We start from the raw sequence: 24192 nt of genomic DNA on the forward strand, positions 1-24192 counted from the left end.
TCTAAAGGCGTGCCCATGCGCCTTGCCTTCATGGGAACTCCCGACTTCGCCGTACCGTCCCTGGCCGAGCTTCTCGCCTCGGGCCACGAGATCGTCGCCGTCTATTCGCAGCCGCCGCGCCCTAAGGGCCGGGGCCAGAAGCTGACGCCGTCGCCGGTTCACGCCTTCGCCGAGACCATGGGTCTGCCGGTGTTCACGCCCGACAGCATGAAGGCCCCCGAGGCCGTCGCCAACTTCCAGAGCCTGGACCTCGACGCCGCCTGCGTCGTCGCCTACGGCCAGATCCTGAACGCCGAGGTGCTGGCGGCGCCCCGGCTGGGCTGTCTGAACCTGCACGGCTCCCTGTTGCCCCGCTGGCGCGGCGCGGCGCCGATCCAGAGGGCCATCATGGCCGGGGACGCCGAGACCGGGGTCCAGATCATGCAGATGAGCCTGGGCCTGGACGAGGGGCCGATCCTGCTGACCGAACTGATGGACATTCGCGCCGACGACACAGCCGCGACCCTGTCCGAGCGTATGTCTCATGTCGGCGCCGGCCTGTGGCCCCGCGCCCTGGCCGCCATCGAGCGGGGCAGCGTCACGCCGTCGGATCAGGTCGGCGAGCCGACCTATGCGAAGAAGATCACCCCCGCCGAGGCGCGCATCGACTGGACCCGTCCGGCGGCCGAGGTGGACGCCCATATCCGCGGCCTGTCGCCCTTCCCCGGCGCCTGGTTCGAGGCCCCGTCCGAGACCGGACCTGTACGGGTCAAGGCCCTGCTGTCGGCCCTGGCTGACGGCTCAGGCGCGCCCGGCGCGACGCTGGACGACGCCCTGACCGTGGCCTGCGGAACCGGCGCTCTGCGTCTGATCCGGGTCCAGCGCGAGGGCAAGGCGGCGCAATCGGCCGATGAGATGCTGCGCGGCTTTGCCCTGCCGGCCGGGACCGTGCTCGGCTGATGCCGCGCTACAAGCTGACCCTCGAATACGACGGCACGGCCTACAACGGCTTTCAGGCCCAGGCGGACCAGCCGACGGTCCAGGGCGCGGTCGAGGCCGCCATACTGGCCTTTTCGGGCGAGCAGATCCGCATCGCCGCGGCGGGCCGCACCGACACCGGCGTTCACGCCACGGCCCAGGTGATCCATGCCGATCTGGAGCGGGACTGGCCGGTCGATACGGTGCTGAACGCCATCAACGCCCATCTGATCAAACAGGATGTCTGCGTCCTGTCGGCCGAATACGCGCCCGATCCCGAGTGGCACGCGCGGTTCTCGGCCACCGGCCGGGGCTATCTGTACCGGATCCTGAACCGCCGCCCCCAGCCGGTGCTGGAGCGCGACCGGGTCTGGCACGTCAAGAAGACCCTGGACGCCGAGGCCATGCACCATGCGGCCCAGGTCCTGGTCGGCCTGCACGACTTCACCACCTTCCGCGACGTGGGCTGCCAGTCCAAGTCGCCGGTCAAGACCCTGGACGTGGCCCGCGTCTCCCGTTTCGGCGAAGAGGTGCATCTGGTCTTCCAGGCCCGCAGCTTCCTGCACCGCCAGGTCCGGTCGATGGCCGGGACCCTGGTCGAGGTGGGTCTGGGCCGCTGGACCGCCCACGACGTCAAGTCGGCGCTGGAGGCGAAGGACCGCGCCCGGTGCGGCCCCGTCGCCCCCTCGGCGGGGCTCTATCTCAGCGGCGTGCGCTACGACTGAACCCCGCCTGGGGCCGGATCAGCCGCGCTGCTGGACCAGAACCTCGGCGATCTGCACCGCGTTCAGGGCCGCGCCCTTGCGCAGATTATCGTTCGAGACGAACAGGGCCAGGCCGTGCTCGACCGTCGGATCGGGACGGACGCGTCCGACGAAGACCGGATCCTGGCCCGCCGCCTCCAGCGGGTTCGGCACGGCCGTCACCACCACGCCCGGCGCCTGGCCCAGCAGGTCCAGCGCCTGGGCCGCCGACAGCGCCCGCTCGAACTCGACATTGATCGACAGGGAGTGGCCGGTGAAGACCGGCACCCGCACACAGGTGCCCGAGACCGGCAGGCCGGGGATTTCCAGGATCTTGCGGCTCTCGTCGCGCAGCTTCAGCTCCTCGTCGGTATAGCCGTCCTCGCTGAGCGTATAGTTCAGGGCCACCACATTGGCGGCGATCGGCACGACCCACTTTTCCGGCGCGCCGAAGTCAACGGCCCCGCCGTCGCGGGCCAGAGCCGCGCCCTGCCCCACGGTTTCGCGCGCCTGATCCTCCAGCACGCGGATGCCCTCGATCCCGCCGCCCGACACCGCCTGATAGGTCGAGACCGTCAGACGCTTCAGGCCCGCCGCGTCGTGCAGGGGCTTCAGCACCGGCATGGCGGCCATGGTGGTGCAGTTGGGGTTGGCGATGATCCCCTTGGGCAGGTTGGCCAGGGCGTGGGGGTTCACCTCGGCGACCACCAGCGGCACTTGCGGATCAGAGCGCCAGGCGGACGAGTTGTCGATCACCACCGCCCCGGCCGCCGCCACCTTGGGCGCCAGGGCCTTGGACGTGTCGCCGCCGGCCGAGAAGAAGACGATGTCCAGACCGGCGTAGTCGGCGGTCGCCGCATCCTCGACCACGATGTCGGTCTCGCCGAAGCGAATGGTCTTGCCCGCCGACCGGGCCGAGGCGAACAGGCGCAGCGAGGCCAGCGGGAAGTTCCGCTCGGCCAGCAGGCCGCGCATCATCTCGCCGACGAGGCCGGTGGCGCCGACGATACCGACGTGGGGGGGATTGGACGGGGAAAAGGACATTCAGGCGTCTCCTGGAAGGATGGAGGCGCGGGGTTCAGCCGGATCGACCGCCCCGCGCATCGGCGGGGCTTGGGATCGGGGTTCGGCGCTTCAGACCTTGCGCACACCCGAAACCGCCCCGCCGAAGCCGGTGGTTTTCGAGGTAATCGCTTTGGTCATGGTGCGGGTCACGGCGACGCTCTCTAAGGGCAAGGATCGGTCGTGTAAACAGGCTTTTGGAGACAAGACCGGCGCGGCGCTCGGTTTTCGACGGCTCAACGCGCAAAAATCCGTCACCCCACGGCAAAACCATCGGGCGGCTCGAATTGCACTGCACCCTCGAAATCAGTGCAATGTGCAAAAGAGTGCAATTAGGCGGGCCTCCCTTCGATATCGACGGGCAGGAGTATAGGCCCGCTGGAAGGCATGGTGGGTTGGAGGCCGGACTTTTCAGTCAGGCGGTTGTTTTGTCGACGGAATATTTTCGGAATTAGGATAGCTGATTGCCGAAGCAGACCTAGGTCACAAGCCGCCATGCGAAGCTGGCCAGTGGCGGAAGTACGGCGAAGATCAACACCCAAACGAAATAATACCCGTCAGCCTGATCAGCGCGGCTCTCTTGACGAGCGCGATCATCTTCTTTGATGGACCAAGACGGTGTCGTCTGGTCTTCGCCAGCGATCTGATCGCGGATCTGGCGTTTCATGTCCTCTGGATTCCCAAGCCTGACATTTCGGGAAGTATGACAAGGTTGAGCGACTGTCCGCAATGGGTCGAACAACGAAATCGACACCGGCGCGGAAAACCGACATCGGCCACACCTTAAACTTGGCCTCAATACTAGGATGAGGCACCATCGCTAGATGGACGAGACCGCAGCCAACGGGAGTTTGACCGCATTACAGCGCGCCTCCAGCGGGCGACTCCGCACGGGCGTATCCATCACCTCCCCCCGCACATGGAAGTCTCTGGCCGGAGCCGATGATGGTCCCGGCCTGGCCTTGGCCGTCGTTCTGATCGTGGCTTTCGTTTTGGAGATGCTTCATGGCGGCCCCTGGGCTTGGGGCCTGTCCGCACAAGCGTTGGCGGAAGGACGATGGCACACGCTCGCTTCGCACATGGTGGCGCACGGCGGCCTAGGCCATATCGTGATGAATCTGAGCGCCTTGCTGACCTTGAGCCCCATCGTAGTCGGCAGGCTGGGGAGCGGCCTGGACGGGTGGTTTCGCTACGCTGCGCTCATGGCGTTTGCCGGCCTTCTAGGCGCTGCAGCCTACCTAGCCCTTCATTTACAAGGGAACATCCCTCTGGTTGGGGCGTCAGGCGCCATTTGCGGCCTGTGGGGCTTGGCGGCTCGCATAGAATCCGGCGGCGGCTTCGCTCCCCTCCTTTCCCGACAGGTGGGTCGAAAAGTTTGGGCGTTCACCAAGGTCAATGTCGTATTGGTGGGCTTATTCTTCCTGGTGACATGGGGGCATGGCGGACTGGCGTGGGAAGCGCATTTAGGCGGCTTCATGTTTGGCCTTTTGGTCGGTCCAATGTGGGCCCCGCCATTAGCCGCTGTCCGAGAGCACTAGGCCGCAGCAGGGCGGCCGTTACAAATCCAGATGCAGGAACTGGCTGAATTCATTCGCCTCGTATCCGGCGAAGGGGCCGCCGTCCACGAAGCCGCGACGGCGGTACATCGCCAGGGCCGGTTCGAAGGCGTCGCCGCGGCCGGTTTCCAGGCTCAGCCGTTTCACGCCTGCGGCCCGTGCGGCGTTGATGATCTGTTCCAGCACCACCGCCGCCACGCCGCGCCGCAGGTGGTCGGGGTGGGTGCGCATCGACTTCACCTCGGCCTGATCGGCGTCGATCAGCTTCAGGGCGCCGATGCCGGCCAGGGCCGCGCCGTCCCAGGCCGTCCAGACGGTGATGTTCGGTTGCAGCAGGCCGGTCAGGTCCAGGGCGTGGACGTGGCAGGCCGGGGAGTTGGCGTGCATGCCCGACAGGTGGAAGGCCAGAAGGGCGCGAACCGCCTCCCCGCTCAGATCATCCACCCGCAGCTCGAACATGGGCTCAGACCTTGGACAGGATCAGCGTGCCGTTGGTGCCGCCGAAACCGAAGCTGTTGGACATGACGTGGGTCAGTTCGCCCTCGTGGCGCTGACGCAGGATGGGCATGCCCTCGAAGGCCGGATCCAGGGTCTCGATATGGGCGCTCTCGGCCGCAAAACCGTTCTGCATCATCAGCAGGCAGTAGATGGCCTCCTGAGCCCCTGCCGCGCCGAGCGAGTGGCCCGTCAGCGACTTGGTCGAGGAGATCATCGGCATGGTGTCGCCAAAGACGGCGCGCACGGCCTCCATCTCCTTGGAGTCGCCGACCGGGGTCGAGGTGCCGTGCGGGTTCAGATAGTCGATTTTGGGATTGCCGGCCTGTTCCAGCGCGATCTTCATACAGCGCTGGGCGCCCTCGCCCGAGGGGGCGACCATGTCGTAGCCGTCGGAATTGGCGCCATAGCCGGTGACCTCGGCCAGAATGGTGGCGCCGCGCGCCTTGGCCCGCTCGTATTCTTCCAGCACCACGATGCCGGCGCCGCCGGCGATGACGAAGCCGTCGCGGTTGACGTCATAGGCGCGCGAGGCGACCGACGGGGTTTCGTTGAAGTCCGACGACATGGCGCCCATGGCGTCGAACATGTTGGACATGGACCAGTCGATGTCCTCGCAGCCGCCGGCGAAGACCACGTCCTGCTTGCCCCACTGGATCTGTTCGACCCCGGCGCCGATGCAATGGGCGGAGGTCGCGCAGGCCGAGCTGATCGAATAGTTGACGCCGCGCATCTGGAACCAGGTCGACAGGACGGCCGAGGGGCCGGACGCCATGGCTTTCGGCACCGCGAACGGGCCGATCCGCTTGGGCGAGCCCCGCTCGATGGTGGTGGCGGCGGCTTGCAGAATGATCTGGGTCGAGGGGCCGCCCTCGCCGACGATCAGGCCGATGCGGTCGTCGCGAATCTCTTCGGCCGTCATGCCCGACGACTTCAGCGCCTCTTCGAAGGCCACGTGGGCCCAGGCGGTGCCGTTGGCCAGGAAGCGGGCGGCGCGACGGTCGATCAGCTCTTCCCACGGGCCGATCTTGGGCGGAGCCCAGACCTGGCTGCGGAAGCCGTATTTGGCGTGATCGGGCGCATGGACGACGCCCGAACGGGCTTCGCGCAGGGACTGGGTCACCTCTTCGGCGCCGTGGCCGATGGAAGAGACGATGCCCAGGCCGGTGACGACGACACGACGCATGGTGTTTCCTTCTTAAGCTTCTCGACCCGAGCCTATCGAGCGGGGGCCTTCCGCGCTGTCCGCGGTATATAGGCGCTTAGGCGCCGGTTGCCTCATCCTTGGCGGCGCCGAACAGGCCCACCCGCATATCATTGCAGGTGTAGATGACCTCGCCGTCGGCCTCCAGCACGCCGTCGGCGATGCCCATCACCAGTTTGCGATTGATGACCCGCTTCAGGTTGATCTTGTAGACCACCTTCTTGATGTCCGGGGTCACCTGGCCGGTGAACTTGACCTCGCCGACGCCCAGGGCGCGACCGCGACCCGGGCCGCCGATCCAGCCCAGATAGAAGCCGACCAGCTGCCACATGGCGTCCAGGCCCAGGCAGCCGGGCATCACCGGGTCGCCGATGAAGTGGCACTGGAAGAACCAGAGCTCGGGATTGATGTCGAGTTCAGCCTCGACATAGCCCTTGCCGTGGGTTCCGCCGTCGGACGAGATCTGGGTGATCCGGTCGAACATCAGCATCGGCGGGGCGGGCAGCTGGGCGTTGCCGGGACCGAACAGTTCGCCGCGCCCGGAGGCGAGAAGGGCCTCGTGGTCGAAGGACGAGGGATATTGGGACTGGGTCAAGGCGGTTCCGTCTGGTCTGCTGTTGCGTGCGGGTTACACGACCGCGCCGCTTCGCTCAACACCGAGGCTGATCAGGCGTCAGTCGCGGCCGGTTCCGGCGGGGCGATTGGCGTTGCACAGGGCCCTTTGTTGGGTGCCGAACACCGCCCGTTCCTGGATCCAGCCGTGCAGGCGACGCGCCCGCACCCGACACCAGCCCTCTTCGCATTCGTCCAGCGACACCAGCGAGCGGGGCGACAGGCGGGCCCGGACGGCCGAGGCCTGGGACTTCCCAGCGTGGATCATCACTTCTTCCGGCGAGGTGTTGAAGACATAACGCCGGCCCGAGGAGACGGTGCGATGGATCCAGGCGACGGCGCCATCCGAATCGCAGATCTTTCGCCATTCGGTCGTCTCGGCGATTACCTGAACCGGCAGGCCCGCGGCGCGATATTCCCACAGGATCGGATAATCCAGCCCCGGCCCCTGGCGGGCGCGGACGTGCGAGGACTTCAGCGAGATCCAGCGCGGCACCTCAAGCCCCGTCGGCGTGGGGCGCCCGTCGGGCATGGTCGCGCCCGCGCCGGCCATCAGGCCCAGGCCCAGAACGGCGAGGGCGACGGCGATGCGGCGTCGCAGGCTTTGGAAGATGGCGGCGGCTTTGCTAGACACTGAGGAAACGACCCGTCGTGCGGGCTTCGATCCTGAACCGTCGCCCGCTAACCAAGGCCCGCAATGTCCGTTCGCAAGCTTAAGGTCGTATTAACCAGACGGCTGCCCGACGCGGTCGAAACCCGGATGCGCGAGCTTTTCGACGCCGAACTGAATCTGAAGGACCAGCCGATGGACCGGGCGGCGCTTGTGGCGGCGGTTCAGCGGGCCGAGGTTCTGGTGCCCACCATCACCGACGTCATCGACGCCGACCTGATCAACGGGGCCGGCGACCAGCTGAAGATGATCGCCAACTTCGGCGCCGGGGTCGACCATATCGACATCGACGCGGCCGTGGCGCGCGGGATCATCGTCACCAACACCCCCGGCGTCCTGACCGAGGACACCGCCGACCTGGCCATGAGCCTGATTCTGGCCGTCAGCCGCCGCATCGTCGAAGGCGCCCAGGTGGTGGCCGAAGGGCGGTTCGAGGGCTGGACCCCGACCTGGATGTGCGGCCGCAAACTGTGGGGCAAGCGGCTGGGCATCGTCGGCATGGGCCGGATCGGCCAGGCCCTGGCCCGCCGCGCCAAGGCCTTCGGGCTGCAGGTCCATTATCACAACCGCAAACCCGTCTCGGCCCTGATCGAGGAAGAACTGGGCGCGACCTACTGGGACGATCTGGACCAGATGCTGGCGCGGATGGACGTGGTCTCGCTGAACTGCCCGGCGACCAAGGACACCCATCACCTGCTGTCGGCGGAACGGCTGGCGAAGCTTCAGCCCCACGCCATCCTGGTCAACACGGCGCGGGGCGAACTGATCGACGAGGCGGCCCTGTCTCAAGCCGTGGCGACCCGGTCCCTGTCCGGCGTCGGCCTGGACGTGTTCGAGAACGAGCCGGCCATCCACCCTGGCCTGCTGGGCCAGCCCAATGTCGTGCTCCTGCCCCACCTGGGCTCGGCCACGCTGGAGGCGCGCCAGGACATGGGCGACCGGGTCATCGCCAATGTCATGACCTACCAGAACGGCCACCGCCCGCCGGATCGGGTCATTCCGGCCATGCTTTAGGCCGGCGATGCTTTAAGGCGCGGCCAGCAGCCGTTCGGCGGCGTCGGGATATTTCTGCGCCAGCCGCGCGGCCCAGTCGGCCTTGAGCGGCAGAGACGTGCGGGCCTGACCGATGCGGCGCTCGACCAGGGCGGCGGCCTCGCGGTGGGCGGGCCAGTCCATCAGGAAGCCAAGAGCGCTCTCGAAATCGGCATGGGTCGCGGCGTGGGCCAGGGCGCGGTCCAGAGCCTCGACATCGTCGAAATCGGGCAGGCGGGCGAGATAGGCCCGCAAGGCCGGCGCCGACAGGTCGCGTTCGAACAGGCCCCAGCGCAGCTCCTGGGCTTCGGCCTTGCAGCCCTCGGCCTCCAGCAGATCGATAGAGGCCGCTTCCCAGGCGGGGGTCAGGGGCGGCGGGCCCGCAGCCGGCGACCGACCGAAGGTGAAGCGCCGGTTCGCCGCCGACGGCTTCAGCGCCGCCTCCAGGGCCTGGCGCGCCTCGGCGATCCGACCGGCCGCCAGCAACCGCCGCGCCGCCGCCGCCGCAAAGTCCGGCGATCCCTGTTCGTCCGGCGTGACCAGCGACAGCCACAGATCCAGATCCTCCGCCCGATCCGCCAACCGCCGGATCGCGGTTCGCGCGCCGCGCACGCCCGCCTCCGTATCCAGCATCGCCAGCAGAGCCCGCGCCAGCTCCGGCGAGAGAGCCTCACCGGCCGCGCCGATCCAGCGGGCATAGTCCAACGGGTGACGCTCGATCGCGGCGGCTAAACCCTCCATCGCGGCCTGATCCATCAGCGCCGTCTGGGCGACGGTCCAAAGCTCGGGCGCCGCCGCCTCGAAGGCCGCCGTCATCTCGCCGCGCGGATCCTTGACCCGCAAGGTCAGACCGCGAAACAGATCGAACCAGGCGATCAACCGGTCCAGCCCGGCGACGGGCGCCCTGGGCGCCAGATCATCCACCACCGCGCGGCGCAGCATGTCGAGGTCGCGCAGCAGGTCCGGCCGTTTGCGCCACGACACCCGCGCCCGCGCCCCCGCCAGAGCCGTCAGCCGCTTGTCCAGCTCGACCGTCAGGGGTTCGACCCCCGCCTCGGCCGCCAGCACCAGCCGCAGACGCCGCTTCAGCAGGGCGTCGCCGTCCGCCGCCTGCATCAACAGGTCGCCCAGCCGATCCGCCCCCAGGGAGGCCAGGCTGGCGGCGTTCAGACGTTTGGGCGCGGCGGGACGTCGGGCCATCGGGGTCTCCTTTTCACAAGTCTGTCGGACCGGACTCACACGGCTGTCGAAAACCACGGGCAGGGAAGGAACCGCCGCGAGCGAGCTTCGTTTCCGGCGGCCTGTCTGAGGAAACCTGCGTTGGACTCCTACTATTGTATCGTCAACCTGCCGGGCGTTCCGGTGCGTGACATCTGTGTTCTGGGCGCGACCGACGACACGGCGGCGAATCAGGCTCTGGCCGAGATCGCCCGGACCTGGGTCGGGTTCGAGACCCTGTACCTCTATTGCGGCGAACGGCTGGTGACGGTGCTCAGCAACCCCGCCCTGGGCTTCGCCCCGCACATCCCGGATCTGGATCTGGCCGATGTGCGGTTCGCGACGGCCGCCTGAGGTTCAACCGCAAACCGGGCAATGGGGGTCTGCGGCCACCCGCACCGTCCGCGCCGCGCCCGCCAGACCGTCGTAGATCATCAGTCGCCCGGTCAGGCTTTCGCCCGCGCCGACGATCAGCTTCACCGTCTCCAGCGCCGCCATCGACCCGACAACGCCCGCCAGGGCGCCGACCACCCCGACACGGGCGCAGGTCTCGGCGTCCGGCGGAACCTCGGGCACCAGACACTGATAGCAGGGCCGCCCGGCGAACACCCCCACCTGACCGCCCCAACGCCCCAGAGCGCCCGACACCAGAGGTTTTGCCGCCGCGACGCAGGCGGCGTTGACGACCAGACGGGTCTCGAAATCGTCGGTCCCGTCCAGGACGATGTCGAAGCCCGCCATCCGGTCCGCCGCATTGGCGGGCGTCAGGCGTTCGGCGAAGGCCTGGATCGTCACATGAGGATTCAGCTGGCCCAGGCGCGCGGCGGCGGCCTCGACCTTCGGCCGGCCGGTCTCGGCCGTAGCGAAGACGATCTGACGCTGGAGGTTCGACACGGCCACGACGTCGTCGTCGATCAGCCCCAAAGTCCCCACCCCCGCTGCGGCCAGATACAAGGCCGCCGGCGCCCCCACGCCGCCGACGCCGACGATCAGCACCCGCGCGCGTTTCAGCGCCTGCTGGCCCGGCCCGCCGATCTCGGACAGGACCAGATGCCGCGCATAGCGTTCGACTTCGTCTTCGGAGAAAACCATGTCCCCCTCTAGCGACGCAGAGCCCGTCGCGCGAGGCCTCTGGTTCGAAGGGCCTAGGTCACAGCGGCCATCGCACGGCTGACGTCGACCAGGATACGGTCGGCCTGAGCCAGGACCGAAGGGTCGGTCAGCGACCCTGCCAGCATTCGCTTAAGCGCCGGCGGCGCATCGGCCTGGGCCATGGCGAAGCCGGGGAAGAGGCGTTGTGGGATCGGGCCGTCAGAAAGAATCTGGATATTGGCGTGACGATGGTCAGTCCGCAGCCGCCCCATCAGTCGGTCCAGATCAACGCGGGCGCCCTCGACGGCCTGGAAGAACCGGCCCTCGTGCCGCATCAGGATGCCGGTCAAATGATCCCTGCGGTTGTTCCGGTCAGAGGCGCCGATGATGTCTATCCAGGGCAGCAAACCTACGGCCGCGTCGCCCACGGCGTCGCTGACATAGACGATACGGAACAAACTCATTGATTACTCATACGCTTTACGACCGAAGATCGATTTTTACCCGTAAAGCGAGCAGGTTAATGAAACACGCAGAAAAAGGTCAGGCGGCACAGTCCGACATGCGCAGTTTGTCGCACGACAACAGGCGTTCCAACCCCTCCGCCTGGACCTCTTCGAGCCGGCGCCCATGCAGATATTCCGCCCCCTGTTCGGGCGACAGGGCGTACAGCCGAACCGGGTCGGCGAGACGGCGCTGAACGATCGGACGATCCGCCAGGATCTGTAGATTGCGATGCCGAGGATCGGCGAAAAGCCGCTTCAGCAACCGATCAACGTCGGCGCGCATGCCTTCGAACAAGATTGCCGCCTGGCCTTCGTAAAACAGCATGGCGCTGCCGATGGCGTCGCGGCGGTTGTTGCGCTCGGACGCGCCAAGAATATCGACCACGCTCCCGGTGGAGCGCCCTACGCCCCCGACCGTTTCACTCACAATAAGAACCCGATAGAGCATGTCTCTACCCCCGATATCGCACAAACTTGGTGTACATTGTTGCTTTACACTGATCACTTAGGTCAAAATATGACACCGATACGCGACATCGCGGCTGACTTGATCCTGAAACAGCCTCACGCCATCTGGACGTCATGACCCAATCCAACTTCCCCGACTGGCATGGCACCACAATCCTGGCGGTCCGCAGGAACGGCCGCACCGTCATCGCCGGCGACGGCCAGGTCTCGATGGGGCCGACCATCGTCAAGGGCGCGGCGCGCAAGGTGCGCACCCTGGCGGGCGGCAAGGTTCTGGCCGGTTTCGCCGGCGCCACCGCCGACGCCTTCACCCTGATCGAACGGCTGGAGGCCAAGTTGGAACAATATCCGGACCAGTTGGCGCGCGCCTGCGTCGACCTGGCCAAGGACTGGCGCACCGACCGCTATCTGCGCCGGCTGGAGGCCATGCTTCTGGTGGCGGACAAGTCGTCGATCTTCACCGTCACCGGCGTCGGCGACGTGCTGGAGCCAGAGCATGGCGTCGCCGCCGTCGGCTCGGGCGGCAACTACGCCCTGTCCGCCGCCCGCGCCCTGATCGAGGAAACCGACCTGGACGCCGAGGCCGTCGCCCGCAAGGCCATGAAGATCGCCGCCGAGATCTGCGTCTATACCAACGGCAATCTGACGGTGGAGGTGTTGGAGGGGTGACCTACAAAGTCGGGGCACCGATCGGTCGGAACAAGCAAATCCGTCCGCCAAGCGCTTCGATCTGTGGTTGCGCCTCCAAACACCTGCTACGCTTAACGCATGTATCGCATCGACCGCGTCACCAACTCAATTCAGGCGCTCAAGAAGGTGTCCTTTCGTGAGCTTGGGTTCCGCGAAAGAGCCCACCTTCAGGAATGGATCGCCCACCAGCCCTCAGCGCTGGGAGAAGACCTGCTGATTATCCAAAAGGAATTCGCGGGCTTTTCCGACACCAGCGAACGGCTCGACCTTTTGGCCTTAGACAAGCAGGGGTCCCTCGTCATTATCGAGAATAAGCTCGACGACACCGGACGCGATGTGACCTGGCAGGCGCTTAAATACGCTTCGTACTGCTCGGCGCTCACCAAGGACGACATCCGTCAAATCTACCAAGACTATCTACGCAAAAGCGGCAGAACAGACATCGCCGAAGAGACCCTCAGCGTCTTCTTCGAACAGGAGTATGACGATCTCGCCCTGAACAAGGGCATCACTCAGCGGATCATTCTCGTCGCGGCGAATTTCCGCAAGGAAGTCACGTCCACAGTGCTCTGGCTGAGCAACTTCCGCCTACGGATTCAGTGCTTCCGCGCGACGCCCTTCGCCTTGGGTGACGACTTGTTCCTGAACATGGAACAGATCATCCCCGTCAAGGACACCGAGGAGTTCACCATCGGCTTGGCGGACAAGGCCAAGGAGGAGATCGAGGGGGTCGAAAGTGAGGCCCGCCGCCATCCGATCCGGCGCCAGTTCTGGATCGAATTGATCCGCGCCATGAACGCCACACCTTCGCGGCTCTACGCCAACATCTCGCCCAGCAAGGAAAGCTGGATCAGCGCAGGTTCAGGAACGCGCGGCGTGGCGTTCAACTTTGGAGCAACGCAGCGGTATTGCCGTGCGGAACTATATATCGACCGTGGCGATACGGCCGAAAACGAAGCCATTTTTGACCGGCTGCATGCGGAGCGCGCAACCATTGAGAACAGCGTGAACACAGCGCTGGGCTGGGAACGCCTGGACCACCGCCGGGCCTGCCGCATCAAACTCGAACAGCCCGCCGACGTATTCCAGAAAGAACAATGGCCCGCCATGATCACATTCATGACTGATGCCATGGTGCGACTCGAGCACGCCCTAAAGCCCAGACTCAGTGAAAGCTGAACCTCTTCGCGGACGCTAAACTGGCCCACGAGTTGCGGCCGCCCCTCCCTTGGCTTAAGCGCGCGCCATGACCGAAGACGCCCCCATCCGCCCCCTCGCCCGTAATCCGCGCGGTTTCGCCGACAAGCGCGGCCGTGACCTGACCGCCGAACGCCGCATCGTGGCGCGCGTGTCCGAGGTCTATGAGCGCTGGGGCTTTGAGCCGCTGGAGACGCCGGCCTTCGAATACGCCGACGCCCTGGGCAAATTCCTGCCTGACGCCGACCGGCCCAATGAAGGCGTCTTCGCGCTTCAGGACGATGCGGGGTCGGACGAGCCGGGCGAGTGGATGGCCCTGCGCTATGACCACACCGCCCCCCTGGCCCGGTTCGCGGCCCAAACCTGGGAGACCCTGCCCAAGCCCTTCCGCCGCTATGCCTATGGCCCGGTGTGGCGCAACGAAAAGCCGGGCCCCGGCCGGTTCCGCGAGTTCTGGCAGTGCGACGCCGACACCGTGGGTTCCGACCGGCCCGAGGCCGACGCCGAGATCATCGCCATGGCCTGCGAAGGCCTGGGCGCCGCCGGACTGGACGCGGGCCAGGCCCAGATCCGCGTCTCGAACCGCAAACTGTTCGACGGCCTGTTCGACGCCGGCGGCGTGACGGAGGCGGGCCAGCGGCTGACGGCGCTGCGGGCCATCGACAAGTTCGACCGCCTGGGCTGGGAGGGCGTGGTCCAACTGCTGGGCGAAGGCCGGCTGGACGAGTCCGGCGACTATACCAAGGGGGCGAACCTGCCCGCCAAGGTGACCGGCGCCATCGAGGCCTTCCTGGCCTCGGCCAATACGCCGGGCCTGTCGCGGGCCGAGACCCTGGACGCGGTCGCCCGCTCGGGCGACCTGGGCGCGGCGGGCGAGGCGGCGCTGAACGAGCTGGCGGCCATCGACCGGGCGCTGGGCGCCATGAAGGTCGGCCAGGAGGCGGTGAAGTTCGATCCCACCATCGTGCGCGGACTGGAATATTATACCGGCGCCGTGTTCGAGGCCGAACTGCTGCTGGAGACCACCGACGACAAGGGGCGGCCGGTTCGGTTCGGCTCCATCGGCGGCGGCGGACGCTATGACGACCTGGTCGCCCGGTTCACCGGCCAGAGCCTGCCGGCGACCGGCTTCTCCTTCGGCGTCTCGCGCCTGGCCTCGGCCCTGCGCGCCGCCGGCCGCGGCGGCGAGGACGCGGTGCGCGGGCCGGTGGTGGTGATCGTCTTCTCTGAGGACGACATGGGCCACTATCTGGCCGCAGTCGCCGAGCTGCGGGCCGCCGGAATTGCGGCGGAACTGTATCTGGGGCGGGCGGGCATGAAGGCGCAGATGAAATACGCCGACCGTCGCGGATCGCCGGCCGTGGTGATCCTGGGCGGCGACGAGATCGCCGGCGGCGAGGTCACCATCAAGGATCTGGACGCGGGCCGGGCCGCTGCGGCGGCAATCACCGACAACGACGCCTGGAAGGCCGAGCGTCCGGGCCAGATGAAGATCGCCCGCGCGGATATGGTTTCCGCCATTCGCGCCATTATCGAATAAGTTTCGATAAATAAGTCTGTCTGGTAACAGTTATCGGCGATAAGTCGAAGAAAGTTCGATTCACTGCGATAAGCCCGTTGACGACCCCGGCCCGGTTGCGTCAAATGAACTCACTCGAGGGCAAGCGTTGCTCAAGCGCGCAGCACTCGAAGGCGTTTCGGGGAGGAAACGTCCGCTCTTCAAAGAGCGCGAAAGCCCGCTGCGATGTATCCCCCGCAGCGGGCTTTTTCGCGCCTGGAGCCTCGCGAAAAATGCACGACCTGTAGATTTTTTCGATGCGATCTACAGATTTCGGGCCCGATTTTTCATCCTGTCTCCCTATGAAAAAGGCCGGGGCGAACCCCGGCCTTTTCCGTTTTCGAAGACGCGCCGCCTACCAGATGCGGACGCGTTGTTCCGGCGTCAGATAGTATTTGGTCCCGGGCTCGACGTCGAAGGCGTCGTACCAGGCGTCGACGTTGCGCAGCGGGCCGATGACCCGGAACTGGGCCGCCGAGTGCGGGTCGGTGGCGACCTGCTGCTTCAGGGCCTCCTCGCGGTACTTCGACTGCCAGACCTGGGCCCAGCCGTAGAAGAAGCGCTGGTCCCCGGTGGTTCCGTCCAGCACCGGCGCGGGCTTGCCGGCCAGCGACAAGCGATAGGCCTCAAGCCCCACGGCCACGCCCGAGGCGTCGCCGATGTTCTCGCCCATCGTCAGGCCCGGGTTGATGGTGTAGCCGGCGATCGGCTCATAGGTGGCGTATTGCGCGCCCAGGCGGGCGGTCAGGGCCTCGAAATTGGCCTTGTCCGTCGGGGTCCACCAGTTGCGCAGAACGCCGTCGCCGTCGGACTTGGAGCCCTGGTCGTCGAAGCCGTGGCCGATCTCGTGGCCGATCACGCCGCCGATGCCGCCATAGTTGACCGCCGGGTCGCCGTTCGGATCGAAGAAGGGCGGCTGCAGGATGGCGGCCGGGAAGACGATCTCGTTATTGGCCGAGTTATAATAGGCGTTGACCGTCTGAGGCGTCATGCCCCACTCGGACTTGTCGACCGGCTCGTTCAGGCGCGCGAGTTGGTAGTTCCACTGGAAGAGGCCGCGCCGAACCGCGTTGCCGACCAGATCGTCCGCGCGGATCTCCAGACCCGAATAGTCGCGCCACTTGTCCGGATAGCCGATCTTGACGGTGAATTTCCGCAGCTTCTCCTGAGCCGCCGCCTTGGTCTCGTCGCCCATCCAGGTCAGATTATCGATCCGGTGCGACAGGGCGGTGCGCAGATTGGCGACCAGTTCTTCCATCTTGGCCTTGGATTCAGCCGGGAAATACTGGGCGACATAGAGCCGGCCCGTGGCCTCGCCCAGCGAACCTTCGGCGAAGGCGATGGCGCGCTTCTCGCGGGTGCGCTGTTCCGGCTGGCCCGACAGGTCGCGCGACCGGAAGCCCCATTCGGCGTCCGAGAACCGCTTGGACAGCAGGGGGGCCATGTCGTCGGCGGTGTGGAAGGCTTCCCAGGCCTGGAGCAGTTCGACCGTGGTCTCGGCGTAGATGGCCGCGATCTTGGGCATGGCCGTGTCCTGACGCACGATCAGGCGCGGCACGCCGCCCAGCTCGGCCGCATCATAATAGGCCTGCCAGTCGAAGCCCGGCGCGTCCTGGGCCAGTTTGGCGATGGTGTATTCGTTATAGGTGCGGTCGCGGTTGCGGTTCTCGACCGGGCTCCAGTGGGCCTCGGCGATCTTGGTCTCCAGGGCGACGATCTGGGCGGCGGTCTCGGCCGGATTGGCCCAGCCGATCATGCCCAGCATGTCGGCGACATAGGCCTGATACTTCTCTTTCTTATCGGCGTGGCGGGCTTCCAGATAATAGTCGCGGTTCGGCAGGCCGATGCCCGACTGGCCGGTGGAGACGACGTAGCGGGTCGGCTGTTTCGCATCGATGGTGATGCCGCTGCCGAAGAAGGAGCCGCCGAAACGGCCGACCGTCTGACCCATATAGACGGCCATCTTCTCATGGCTGTCGGCGGCGCGGATGGCGGCCAGATAGGGTTGCAGCGGCTGGGCGTCGAGCTGATCGATCCGGGCCTGGTCGATGTAGGACCGATAGGCGTCGGCCACCTTGGCCTCGTCCGAACCGGGCGCCAGATCGGTGCGCGCGGCCAGGCCCAGGACCAGTTGCTTCATCCGGTTGTCGGACAGTTCGCGCAGCAGGGCGAAGGAGCCGTAGCTGGTGCGGTCCGACGGGATGACCAGCTTGTCGAAGGCCGCGCCGTTGGCGTAGCGGAAGAAGTCGTCGCCCGGCTTCACCGAGGTGTCGCGGCCGGCCATGTCGAAGCCCCAGGTTCCATAGCGGGGCGCATCGACGCCCTGCCAGCCGGCGGCGGTCTCTTCACCCGAGAACAGGGAAACGATCGAGCAGGTCTCGTCGATACAGGCGTGATCGTGGTCGAGGTCCTGAGCGAAGGCGGCGCTGGCCGGCAGCAGAAGGGCGGCGGCGGCGGCCCCGATAAGCAGTCTTTTCATCACTGTATCCTAGGTTCCGCCCCCGAAACGGGCGGGTCGGGGCGGACCCTAGACCGGAGGCGGGACCTGTCGCCTTAAAAAAATTTCATGAAACGGTCACGGCGCCTCGCCACGACCGACAGTTCAGGGTCAGATGCTCCAGATCGGGAGGGCGAATGCACGGGCAGGGCGGAGACTATAAGGATCTGGTGGTCTTCCTGGCCGCCGCCGGGGTGATCGTGCCCCTGGTCAACCGGCTGAAGATCAGTCCGGTTCTGGGGTTTCTGGCGGCCGGCGTGGTGTTGGGCCCCAGCGGCCTCGCGCGGTTTTCGGACACCATCCCCTGGCTGTCCTATTTCACCATCAGCGATCCCGACCAACTGGCGCAGCTGTCCGAGCTGGGGGTCGCCTTCCTGCTGTTCATGATCGGGCTGGAGCTGTCGTGGGAGCGGCTGCGGGCCATGCGCCGACTGGTCTTCGGCCTGGGGCTGATGCAGGTCCTGGCCTGCACCCTGGTGCTGGCGGGCCTGTTCATTCTGGTGGGCCAGACGCCGGTCAGCGCGGCGGTGCTGGGCATGGGCCTGGCCCTGTCGTCGACGGCCGTGGTCATGCCGGTTCTGGCCGAGAGCGGGCGGCTGAAGGGGACCGTCGGCCGTTCGACCTTCGCCATACTGCTGGCCCAGGACCTGTCGGTCGCGCCGATCCTGATCACCGTCAGCGTCCTGGCCGCGGTCGCCCAGGCGGGCGGGTCGCTGGATCCGGCCGTGCTGGGGCGGTCGCTGTTCACCCTGGTGCCGGCCGCCATCGGCCTGGGCCTGTTGGTCCTGCTGGGCCGGGTCGTGCTGCGGCCGATGTTCCGCTCGGTCGCGCGGGCGCGCAAGTCGGCCCAGGGCGGTGAGCTGTTCGTCGCCGCCAGCCTGCTGGTGGTGGTCGCCGCCGGTCTGGCGGCCCAGGCCAGCGGCCTGTCCATGAGCATCGGCGCCCTGGTCGCCGGGGTCCTGCTGGCCGAGACCGAGTTCCGCCGCGAGGTTGAGGTCTCCATAGAGCCGTTCAAGGGCCTATTGCTGGGGGTCTTCTTCGTCGGGGTCGGCTTGGGGCTGGACCTCGGGGCGGTCGCCGCCAATCCCGTCCTGCTGTTCGGCATGGCCCTGGCCATCACCGTGGTGAAGACCGGGGTCATCTTCGGCCTGGCGCGCCTGTGGGGCCTGGGGCCACGACCGGCGATCGAGACCGCCCTGGTTCTGGCGCCCGCCGGTGAATTCGCCTTCGTGGTCTTCGCCACCGGCCTGGTCGAAGGGATCGCCCCCGCCGGCCTGACCAGCACCGTCGCCCTGTCGGCGACCCTGAGCATCTTCTCGATCCCCCTGCTGGCCTTTCTGGGCCAAAGGCTGTCGCGCGAGAAGGCGCCGGACCTGCCGACCACGCCCGAGGGCGAAGCGCCGCCCGAACAGGCCGACGGCGCCGTCATCATCGTCGGCTTCGGCCGGGTGGGCCGGCTGATCGGAGAACTGCTGAAAGAGCACGGCCAGGCCTTCATCGCCCTGGACACGGACGCCGCCTCCGTCGCCGCCGGGCGGCGTGACGGGCTCGACGTCTTCTATGGGGACGCGGGGCGGGCGGAGATGCTGGCCCACTGCGGCGTCCTGTCCACCCGCGCCCTGATCGTCACCATGGACGCCCCGACCAAGGTGGACGAGGTGGTGACGACGGCGCGCGCGCTGCGCGACGACCTGATCATCATCGCCCGCGCCCGCGACGACCAGCATGCCGCGCGCCTCTATGCGCTGGGCGTCACCGATGCGGTGCCGGAGACGACCGAGGCCAGCCTGCAGCTGGCGGAAAACACCCTGGTCGATCTGGGCGTGCCCATGGGACTGGTGCTGGCTTCGATCCACGAAAAACGGGATCAGTTCCGCAGAACCTTCCAGGCCGCCATACCCGCCGGGGGACGCAGCAGAACCACCCGCGCGTTGAGAATGCCTCAAAATGGGACAGGTAACCATAACGGTTAAGCTTAGAATTCACGACCTTAGCCGCCACATTCGCTTTCGCGACCCATTTTCGTCATGGTTCCGTGATGCAAGCCCTGCTTCGATATCGCGCGTTTGGCGGGTGAAGAGTCAGAACGTCTCACCCACAGTTCAAGCGACGACCCAACCCACTTCGGGCTCCGTCAGGGCTTCCGAAAATGCGTAGAGTAAAAGCCTGATTTTATGACCGATTCCGTTCTCTCGACTGAAGCCGCTCCCCGTCTGAACCGCCGTCAGGCCGCCAAGATCAGGACTCGTCAGAAGGTTCTGGACGCCGCGCGCTCGCTGTTCGCCGAGCGCGGCTATGATCCGGCGACGATCCGCGACATCGCCAAGGGCGCCGGCATGTCGACCGGCGCCGTCTTCGCCAACTTCCAGGACAAGGCCGAACTGTTCGAGGCCGTCCTGACCGAAGACATGTCGCGCCTCGCCGAGGTGGTCGAAGCCGGCGCCCCCGACGGCGAGCCGGTTCGCCAACGCCTGCTGGGCGCCCTCAGCGCCGGCTATCATTCGTCGCTGGACCAGCTGCCCCTGTTCCAGGCCATCGTCGCCCGGTCCTGGTTCCAGCCCCTGGCCGCCGAAATGCGCGCCCGCGCGGCGACCAAGAACCTGCTGCTGGCCATTGGCGGCATTCTTCAGGAAGCCGTCACTAAGGGCGAAGTCAGCAAGGACGCCGACATCCGCCTGTTGGTCGAACTGATCTGGGACGCCTATCTGTCGAACTATCGCCGCGCCGCCTATGACGAATGGGACGCCCGGGCCCTGTCCGCCCATATGGGCAAGCAGATCGACGTGATCCTGGCCGGCGCCCTGTCGAAGAAATAAGCGGCCGGCCCTCCCAGGCCGCTCAAACCAAGGCCCGCCCGCGTTTCGTCGCCGGCGGGCCTTTGTCTGTCTGCGGGAGGGCTTGCTTCAGCTGCGACGTTTCAGGGTGACATAGAAGGCGCCGTTGCCGCCGTGACGCTGGTGGGCGACGGTGAAACCGGAGACCACGCCGCGCAGGGCCGGCGACTGCATCCATTCCCCGAAGGCGGCGCGGATCACCCCGCCCCCCAGCCGTCCCTGGCCGGTGATGACCAGGACCGCCCGCAGGCCGCGTGCCTGGCAGGATGTCAGGAAGGCTCGAAGTTGATCCTCGGCCTCGAACCGGCCGAAACCGTGCAGGTCGATGCGGGCCTCGATGGGGTCGCGCTCGCGCGACAGGCGCTGCTTGCGGCGGGGCTCCAGATCCTCGGGGGCCGGTTTGGGGCGGCTGCCGATGGGACGAGGTTCAACGGGCTTGGCGACGGCCGTGGTCCGGGCGGGCGAGGGCTTGGCCAGAAGACGCGGACGTTCGCTCGGAGCGATGACCAGATGCGCCGGCGCCTCGGCGCCCGGCGTGACCCGGGCGGGCTTGCGGGTGCGGGGAGCCGCCACCGTGCCGGTGATCCGGGTCCAGATGCGACGGTCCTCGGGCGTCAGCCCGTTCTCGTCCCGTCCGGGGCCCTTGCGCTTCATCCGGCCTCGTCGTCCTCATAGGGCCCGGACGGGCCCGGCTCGTGAACCAGCAGGTCGCCGGGCTGGCAGGCTAGTTCGCGGCACAGGGCGTCCAGGGTCGAGAACCGCACCGCCCGCGCCTTGCCCGTCTTTAGAATCGACAGGTTGGCCACCGTCACCCCGACCCGGTCGGCGAGTTCGGTCAACGACATGCGGCGTTCGACGAGGACGCGATCAAGCTGGACGCGGATGGCCATGGGTCAGTCCTACTGGAAACGGGTCAGATCGTCAGTTCGGATTCGCGGCGCAGGCGCGCGCCCTCGCGGAACACCTCCGCCAGGACGAAGACGATCAGGACCGAGAATATGGGGGTCAGCAGTTCGCCCAGCCCCTGGGGGTCCATCACCCCCGGCGCCAGACGGGCGGCGACGACGCCCTGGGCCAGCCAGACGCCGCCGGTCACCACCGCCAGGATCAGGCCGATCTGGCGCAGACGCAGGACATTGGCGGGATGGAAAGGGTCGCCCATGGTCAGGGTGCGAAAGATCCGGCGCAGGCTGCGCAGGATCAGCATGAAGCCGCCGAAATAGGCGGTGGCGGCGCCGAGGCCGAACAGCAGCAGGGTGCGCGTCAACGGCAGTTGCCGCCCGCCTTCGTCGCCGGTGACGGTGATGTTCACATTATCCAAGGGGATGAAGACGGCGGCGATCAGCAGCAAGAGCAGCACGCCGGTGATCAGCCAGAGCAGAATATAGGCCACGTCCAGCGCCACCTTCAGCACGCTGGAGACGGAGCCGGGCCCCATGGCCCTGAGGGGGGCGGTCATGGCGCCCAGGGATTTCAGCAGGGTCGGGATCGTGCGCGCCCCCGTCGGGACAGAGGCCGCGTCGCGCTTCAGCGGATTTCGCGGCGGGAGCAGGCGCATGATCGACAGGTCTCAGATCGGAAGAAGGGGCGAGGCGGCCGCGCGGGGTCCGGCGAACCCACGCGCAGCTCTATACATCGCGATCTTCGTCAAGGTCGTCAAAGCTCTCGTGATCGAAACAAGGGTGGACTTGGGCCCGATCAGAAGGCTTGAACCAGGATGGCGACCAGGGCGGTCGGCAGGGCGGCGATCAGGACGGTGTTGACGAAAGCGGCGCCGACCTTGTCCAGGAAGAGCGAGAGGTTCATCGTATGCATTGTGGTTCTCCGTCGTTTTTGTTTGGGCGATTATCGCCCGTTGGTTTTGTTTTCCGCACGATCATTCCGGTTTTCCGGAAAGTTCAGAACGTTGCGGCCCCGTCCCTGACGATCAATAGATAGGCCGTGCGGCACGGAAAAGCACGTTACATATCGTTTAACGATATTAAACTTTGGCAATAGACTGTTTCAGGGGCGTGATCGTCGATGAATCTCAAGCTTATCAAGGGGATGCGCATCGTTGCGGCCACCCACAACCCCGGCAAGGTCCCCGAGATCGCCGCCCTTCTTGGTGAAGATTACGAGATCCTCACCGCCGGACAGTTGAATTTGCCGGAACCGGACGAGACCGAGACCACCTTTACCGGCAACGCCATGCTGAAGGCGCGTCACGCCGCCGAACGGTCGGGCGAGGTGGCGCTGGCTGACGACTCGGGGATGTCGGTCGCGGCCCTGGACGGGGCGCCGGGCATCTTCTCCGCGCGCTGGGCCGGACCGGGCAAGGATTTCGCCATGGCGATGAAGAAGGTCGAGGACCGGCTGGAGGAGATCGGCGCGACGGACCGCGCCGCCTGGTTCACCTCGGCCCTGGCCGTGGCCTGGCCGGGCGGCGCCTGCGTGGTGGTCGAGGGGGTGGTCCATGGGCGGCTGATCTTCCCGCCGCGCGGCGACCGGGGCTTCGGCTATGATCCCATCTTCATTCCTGAAGGCGGCGACCTGACCTTCGGCGAGATGGAGCCGGCGGCCAAGGAGGCGATCAGCCACCGCACCCGCGCCTTCGCCAAACTGCGGGCCGCCCTGATTGACTGACGCCCCCGAAACCTGGACGGATCCGGGGACGGACGTCGGCCTGTACGTCCACTGGCCCTATTGTGCGCGCATCTGCCCCTATTGCGACTTCAACGTCGTGCGCGACCGGGGGCGGGTCGAGGAACAGGCGGGACTGGTCGAGGCGATCCTGGCCGACATGCGGGCGCAACGCGCGCTGACCGGGCCGCGCCGGCTGGCGTCGATCTTCTTTGGCGGGGGCACGCCGTCGCTGATGGCGCCCGAGGCCGTGGCGCGGATCATCGCCCAGGCGCGCGACCTGTTCCCGCCGTCTGGACCGATCGAGATTTCGCTGGAGGCCAATCCGACCGACGCCGAGGCCGCCCGGTTCGCCGCCCTGGCGGGGGCTGGCGTGAACCGACTGTCCATGGGGGTACAGGCGTTGGACGACGCCTCGCTGCGGTTCCTGGGGCGGGATCATTCGGCGGCGGAGGCGCGGCGCGCGGTCGCTCTGGCCGGGCGGGCGTTTTCGCGCCTGTCCATCGACCTGATCTACGCCCGGCCCGGCCAGACACCCGACGACTGGGCGGCTGAGCTGGGCGCGGCCCTGGACATGGGGTTCGAGCATGTCTCGCCCTATCAGCTGACCCTGGAGCCCACGACCGCCTTCGGCCGGGCCCTGGCGCGCGGAACCCTGATCCCGCCGGACGAGGATCAGGCCGCAGCCCTGTACGAGACCACCCAGACCGTGCTGGAGGCCGCCGGCTTCGACGCCTATGAGGTGTCCAACCATGCACGCGGCGTCGCCGCCCGGTCGGCGCACAATCTGCATGTCTGGCGCGGCGGCGACTATCTGGGCCTGGGGCCGGGCGCCCATGGACGGCTGACCCTGAACGGGGGCCGCACCGCCACCGTCGCCCACCGCCGGATCGCCGACTATGTCGCCGGAGTCGGCGCGGAAACGCCCTGGGCGGAGATGGAGCGGCTGGATGCGTCGGGCGCGGCCGAGGAACGGCTGCTGCTGGGCCTGCGCACGGTCGAGGGCGCGCCGGTCGGGCTGCTGGCGGACCTGGGGCTGTCGCCGGACCATGCGCCGACGGCGGCGTTGATCGCTGACGGCTTCCTGACGGTTGTCCACCGCCGGCTTGTCGCAACACCACGCGGGCGGCCGGTGCTGGACGGCGTGCTGAAAGCCCTGCTGACCTAAGAAAACGGCCC

Annotated in this window: 26 protein-coding genes; 12 read left to right on the plus strand and 14 right to left on the minus strand. The window is 67.0% G+C overall.

Features of this window, described 5'->3' with window-relative positions:
• Positions 1-15: 15 nt before the first annotated feature.
• Both fmt and truA read left to right on the plus strand, forming a co-directional pair.
• Positions 16-939, plus strand: a complete 924-nt coding sequence (gene fmt, locus OU998_RS01830) for a methionyl-tRNA formyltransferase (RefSeq protein ID WP_267515147.1) — start codon at positions 16-18, stop codon at positions 937-939.
• Positions 939-1682, plus strand: a complete 744-nt coding sequence (truA, locus tag OU998_RS01835) for a tRNA pseudouridine(38-40) synthase TruA (RefSeq protein WP_267515148.1) — start codon at positions 939-941, stop codon at positions 1680-1682. The genes fmt and truA overlap by 1 nt, the downstream gene beginning before the upstream one ends.
• An 18-nt stretch (positions 1683-1700) precedes the next feature.
• Here truA and OU998_RS01840 read toward each other — a convergent pair whose 3' ends face one another.
• Together OU998_RS01840 and OU998_RS01845 are read right to left on the minus strand one after the other, a co-directional pair.
• The gene (locus OU998_RS01840; RefSeq protein WP_267515149.1) at positions 1701-2744 is read right to left on the minus strand and encodes an aspartate-semialdehyde dehydrogenase; all 1044 of its coding nucleotides are present in this window, start codon (positions 2742-2744) and stop codon (positions 1701-1703) included.
• A gap of 496 nt (positions 2745-3240) precedes the next feature.
• On the minus strand, positions 3241-3429 hold the full coding sequence (locus OU998_RS01845) for a hypothetical protein (RefSeq protein ID WP_267515150.1): 189 nt from the start codon (positions 3427-3429) through the stop codon (positions 3241-3243).
• Positions 3430-3586: 157 nt separating this feature from the next.
• Between OU998_RS01845 and OU998_RS01850 the strand changes: the two genes are divergently transcribed.
• Complete coding sequence (locus OU998_RS01850) at positions 3587-4300, plus strand: rhomboid family intramembrane serine protease (protein WP_267515151.1); 714 nt, start codon at positions 3587-3589, stop codon at positions 4298-4300.
• Positions 4301-4318: 18 nt separating this feature from the next.
• On the opposite strand, the gene OU998_RS01855 is transcribed toward OU998_RS01850, so the two are convergent.
• The 4 genes from OU998_RS01855 to OU998_RS01870 form a co-directional block, all read right to left on the minus strand.
• A complete protein-coding gene (locus tag OU998_RS01855; protein ID WP_267515152.1) occupies positions 4319-4777 on the minus strand; it encodes a GNAT family N-acetyltransferase in 459 nt (152 codons plus the stop codon).
• Positions 4778-4781: 4 nt separating this feature from the next.
• Positions 4782-5999: a beta-ketoacyl-ACP synthase I gene (fabB, locus tag OU998_RS01860; protein ID WP_267515153.1), complete on the minus strand. Its 1218-nt coding sequence runs from the start codon at positions 5997-5999 to the stop codon at positions 4782-4784.
• Between the two features lie 76 nt (positions 6000-6075).
• A complete protein-coding gene (gene fabA / locus OU998_RS01865; RefSeq protein ID WP_267515154.1) occupies positions 6076-6612 on the minus strand; it encodes a 3-hydroxyacyl-[acyl-carrier-protein] dehydratase FabA in 537 nt (178 codons plus the stop codon).
• A 78-nt stretch (positions 6613-6690) separates the two neighbouring features.
• Positions 6691-7263, minus strand: coding sequence for an SH3 domain-containing protein (locus tag OU998_RS01870; protein ID WP_267515155.1), 573 nt, complete (start codon positions 7261-7263; stop codon positions 6691-6693).
• Positions 7264-7326: 63 nt separating this feature from the next.
• Between OU998_RS01870 and OU998_RS01875 the strand changes: the two genes are divergently transcribed.
• Complete coding sequence (locus OU998_RS01875) at positions 7327-8313, plus strand: 2-hydroxyacid dehydrogenase (protein WP_267515156.1); 987 nt, start codon at positions 7327-7329, stop codon at positions 8311-8313.
• Positions 8314-8325: 12 nt separating this feature from the next.
• Here OU998_RS01875 and OU998_RS01880 read toward each other — a convergent pair whose 3' ends face one another.
• The gene (locus OU998_RS01880; protein ID WP_267515157.1) at positions 8326-9531 is read right to left on the minus strand and encodes a DUF6880 family protein; all 1206 of its coding nucleotides are present in this window, start codon (positions 9529-9531) and stop codon (positions 8326-8328) included.
• A gap of 120 nt (positions 9532-9651) precedes the next feature.
• On the opposite strand from OU998_RS01880, the gene OU998_RS01885 reads away from it, so the two are divergent.
• Entirely contained in the window at positions 9652-9903 is a 252-nt protein-coding gene (locus OU998_RS01885; protein ID WP_267515158.1) for a hypothetical protein, read from the plus strand.
• Positions 9904-9906: 3 nt separating this feature from the next.
• Here OU998_RS01885 and OU998_RS01890 read toward each other — a convergent pair whose 3' ends face one another.
• From OU998_RS01890 to OU998_RS01900, 3 genes are all read right to left on the minus strand, one after another.
• Positions 9907-10641 carry a HesA/MoeB/ThiF family protein gene (locus tag OU998_RS01890; RefSeq protein WP_267515159.1) on the minus strand — a complete coding sequence of 245 codons (735 nt, stop codon included), beginning with the start codon at positions 10639-10641 and terminating at the stop codon, positions 9907-9909.
• A gap of 53 nt (positions 10642-10694) precedes the next feature.
• Positions 10695-11105, minus strand: a complete 411-nt coding sequence (locus OU998_RS01895; RefSeq protein WP_267515160.1) for a BLUF domain-containing protein — start codon at positions 11103-11105, stop codon at positions 10695-10697.
• 79 nt (positions 11106-11184) lie between these two features.
• Positions 11185-11595, minus strand: a complete 411-nt coding sequence (locus OU998_RS01900) for a BLUF domain-containing protein (protein WP_267515161.1) — start codon at positions 11593-11595, stop codon at positions 11185-11187.
• A gap of 134 nt (positions 11596-11729) precedes the next feature.
• Between OU998_RS01900 and hslV the strand changes: the two genes are divergently transcribed.
• From hslV to hisS, 3 genes are all read left to right on the plus strand, one after another.
• Positions 11730-12284: an ATP-dependent protease subunit HslV gene (gene hslV, locus OU998_RS01905; protein WP_267515162.1), complete on the plus strand. Its 555-nt coding sequence runs from the start codon at positions 11730-11732 to the stop codon at positions 12282-12284.
• Positions 12285-12383: 99 nt separating this feature from the next.
• On the plus strand, positions 12384-13484 hold the full coding sequence (locus OU998_RS01910) for a DUF4268 domain-containing protein (protein ID WP_267515163.1): 1101 nt from the start codon (positions 12384-12386) through the stop codon (positions 13482-13484).
• Positions 13485-13551: 67 nt separating this feature from the next.
• Entirely contained in the window at positions 13552-15042 is a 1491-nt protein-coding gene (gene hisS, locus OU998_RS01915; protein WP_267515164.1) for a histidine--tRNA ligase, read from the plus strand.
• Between the two features lie 373 nt (positions 15043-15415).
• On the opposite strand, the gene OU998_RS01920 is transcribed toward hisS, so the two are convergent.
• Positions 15416-17539, minus strand: a complete 2124-nt coding sequence (locus OU998_RS01920) for a M13 family metallopeptidase (RefSeq protein ID WP_267515165.1) — start codon at positions 17537-17539, stop codon at positions 15416-15418.
• A 155-nt stretch (positions 17540-17694) separates the two neighbouring features.
• Between OU998_RS01920 and OU998_RS01925 the strand changes: the two genes are divergently transcribed.
• Together OU998_RS01925 and OU998_RS01930 are read left to right on the plus strand one after the other, a co-directional pair.
• A complete protein-coding gene (locus OU998_RS01925) occupies positions 17695-19530 on the plus strand; it encodes a cation:proton antiporter (protein WP_267515166.1) in 1836 nt (611 codons plus the stop codon).
• A 201-nt stretch (positions 19531-19731) separates the two neighbouring features.
• Complete coding sequence (locus tag OU998_RS01930; protein WP_267515167.1) at positions 19732-20373, plus strand: TetR/AcrR family transcriptional regulator; 642 nt, start codon at positions 19732-19734, stop codon at positions 20371-20373.
• 87 nt (positions 20374-20460) lie between these two features.
• Here the strand turns inward: OU998_RS01930 and OU998_RS01935 are convergent, their stop codons facing one another.
• From OU998_RS01935 to OU998_RS01945, 3 genes are read right to left on the minus strand one after another with little or no spacing between them, the layout of a single operon-like run.
• Positions 20461-21045, minus strand: a complete 585-nt coding sequence (locus OU998_RS01935; RefSeq protein ID WP_267515168.1) for a Smr/MutS family protein — start codon at positions 21043-21045, stop codon at positions 20461-20463.
• Complete coding sequence (locus OU998_RS01940; RefSeq protein ID WP_267515169.1) at positions 21042-21281, minus strand: helix-turn-helix domain-containing protein; 240 nt, start codon at positions 21279-21281, stop codon at positions 21042-21044. Before OU998_RS01940 ends, OU998_RS01935 begins: the two co-directional genes overlap by 4 nt.
• A 23-nt stretch (positions 21282-21304) precedes the next feature.
• The gene (locus OU998_RS01945) at positions 21305-21949 is read right to left on the minus strand and encodes a DUF2975 domain-containing protein (RefSeq protein WP_267515170.1); all 645 of its coding nucleotides are present in this window, start codon (positions 21947-21949) and stop codon (positions 21305-21307) included.
• Between the two features lie 464 nt (positions 21950-22413).
• On the opposite strand from OU998_RS01945, the gene rdgB reads away from it, so the two are divergent.
• Positions 22414-23016 (plus strand): RdgB/HAM1 family non-canonical purine NTP pyrophosphatase, encoded by a 603-nt coding sequence (gene rdgB, locus OU998_RS01950; protein WP_267515171.1) that lies wholly within the window; start codon positions 22414-22416, stop codon positions 23014-23016.
• Positions 23009-24181: a radical SAM family heme chaperone HemW gene (gene hemW / locus OU998_RS01955; RefSeq protein ID WP_267515172.1), complete on the plus strand. Its 1173-nt coding sequence runs from the start codon at positions 23009-23011 to the stop codon at positions 24179-24181. The genes rdgB and hemW overlap by 8 nt, the downstream gene beginning before the upstream one ends.
• The last annotated feature ends 11 nt before the right edge of the window (positions 24182-24192 follow it).

It is taken from the genome of Brevundimonas sp. SL130, assembly GCF_026625805.1.
Taxonomy (GTDB): domain Bacteria; phylum Pseudomonadota; class Alphaproteobacteria; order Caulobacterales; family Caulobacteraceae; genus Brevundimonas.